This is a genomic window from Chelativorans sp. M5D2P16, assembly GCF_034427935.1.
Lineage (GTDB): Bacteria > Pseudomonadota > Alphaproteobacteria > Rhizobiales > Rhizobiaceae > Chelativorans.
In genome coordinates, this window is the sequence record NZ_JAXQNM010000034.1 from 1 (window position 1) to 2,190 (window position 2,190).

Genomic DNA, 2,190 nt, shown 5'->3' on the forward strand with positions numbered 1-2,190 from the left:
TGCAGGAATACCTGGCCGAAAACTTTACCCGCAAACTGTCCGTCGGCGAACTTGCGGCGCTCTGCAACCATTCACCCAATCACTTCATCCAGGCATTTACGAAGACGTTCGGACAGCCGCCTTACAAGTTCCTCACCAACATGCGGCTCGATTTTGCCGAGCGTCTGCTCGTCGAAACGGATTACACCTTCGGCGAGGTGGCTTTTCTCAGCGGTTTTTCGAGCCAGAGTCACCTGACGAGCACGTTGAGCAGGTTGAGGGGCATGACTCCAGCGAAGGTTCGCAAGAGCAAGTAAACCCTATATCCTCTCAATTTTTATTCCACTTCAGGTAGAATTTACGTTGTGGCGGTTCTGCAACAGTGACGTCGCTATTTTTGTGCAGTTCGTAGGACTATGAAATCTCTGTGTAGATCTGAAATACATCCGTGAACTGTTATGCACAATGCACCCGTCGGTGATCTCCGATGTTGGGCGCACCCTGCCGAGGCGTTGATGCGGCATACGGAATCCGAGGGGGATTCCAATGCGACGCCGAGGCGGGGCGACGAGTGTCAGCGCAAGGCCGCCCACCAGCGGACGATCCACATGCGAGGGGTCATTTATGCGCTATCTTCCTTTGCTTTCAGCAGCAGTGCGCGGCGCCGGTGCAAGCCTTGGCCGTATCGGTGCTCGGCTCACATGCGTTGCGGCGGGGCTCGGCGCCTTCGCCCTCCTGACGGCATCAGCCACGGACGCACAAGCGCAGGCGCAGACCCCCTTCGCCGCCTGTACGTCGACCATGTATCTCGGGATATACAACGGCAATGGTGAGGTGCAACTCCACAGCGTCGACACGAGCACCAACCCGTTCACCTTTCCCACCATCGGCGATGCGGGCCCCGTTTACAACGGCATGGGCTACCGCCCCCAGGACAACTTCATCTACGCGGCGCGTTGGGACTCGGTTCGGGAAAGGCATGTTCTTCAGCGCATCGACAGCAATGGTGTCCTGCGGGAATTCGGCGACATCATCGGTGGGGGCATCAACCAGAATTACGGCACCGCCAGTACTAATTATCAGCGGTGGATCGCCTCTGGCGTGGTCGGACCGGACGGCTTCCTCTACCTCAAGCACAACGGTGGGTTCACGGAAAGGATGTGGCGCGTCGACGTGTCGAATCTGAATTCGCCGACAGCGACGGCCATAGATCTTGACCGGGGCATCGACCATGGGGATCTCGCCTGGCACAACGGGCTGCTTTACGCGCACAACCAGAGCGACGGCTTTCTTTATTCGATCGATCCCGTTACGGGAGCCGTGGACCAGATCGGCCAAACGGGCATCACCGGCAGCTTCGGGTCGATGATCAGCGCCACCAACGGCGTTTTCGGCCGCCTTAATTCCGGAGCCTTCTACCAATTCGATACCGTGACGGGCGCGGCGACGCTGATATCCAATGCGCCGTCGGGCGCTGGCGACGGCGCCAAGTGCCCCACGACGGCGGTGCTGCTCGACGCCGACCTCGAGATCGACAAGGACGACGGCTCGGCGACCTACGATCGCGGCGGCGAGGTGGTCTACACCATCCTTGTCCGCAACAACGGCCCCTTCGGCGTGCAGAACGCGCTCGTCAACGACGCGCTTCCCGCCGGCATCACCAGTGCGACCTGGACCTGCGGCAGCCCGACGAACGGCGCCACATGTGGCGTGGCCGGCGGCACCGGCGACATCGTCGACGCGCCGGTGAACCTGCCCGCCGAGTCGTCGGTCACCTTTACGCTGACCATGGACGTGCCGCTGAGCTTCACCGGCGAACTCACCAACACGGCCACGGTGACGAATCCCGAAGGCTTCTCCGATCCGACCCCGGCCAACAACACGAATTCCGACACCGATGTCGCCGCGCCCCTGCTGACGCTCGAGAAGCAGGTGACGAACGACGACGGCGGCACGTTGACCACGGCGGATTTCACGCTGACCGCCGACGGGCCCGTGACCATCTCCGGCGTCAGCGGCAGCGCTGATGTGACGGATGCGGCGGTGCCGGCGGGCACCTATACGTTGAGCGAGACGAACCAGCCGGGCTATACGGCGAGCGACTATGCTTGCTCGATCGACGGCGGCACGCCGGTTTCCGGCAACTCGATCACGCTCGCCAACGAGCAGGTCGCCGTCTGCACGATTACCAATGATGACGAGCCGGGGACG

At 61.5% G+C, this 2,190-nt stretch carries 2 protein-coding genes; both read left to right on the forward strand.

All coding sequences use genetic code 11. The annotated features are described in order from the left end of the window. The coding region (locus SIN08_RS16030; RefSeq protein ID WP_322452607.1) for an AraC family transcriptional regulator at nucleotides 1-296 on the forward strand (296 nt) is incomplete at its 5' end. Nucleotides 297-603: 307 nt separating this feature from the next. Beyond that, nucleotides 604-2,190 (forward strand): DUF6923 family protein (locus SIN08_RS16035; RefSeq protein WP_322452609.1); only part of this gene is annotated, 1,587 nt, incomplete at its 3' end.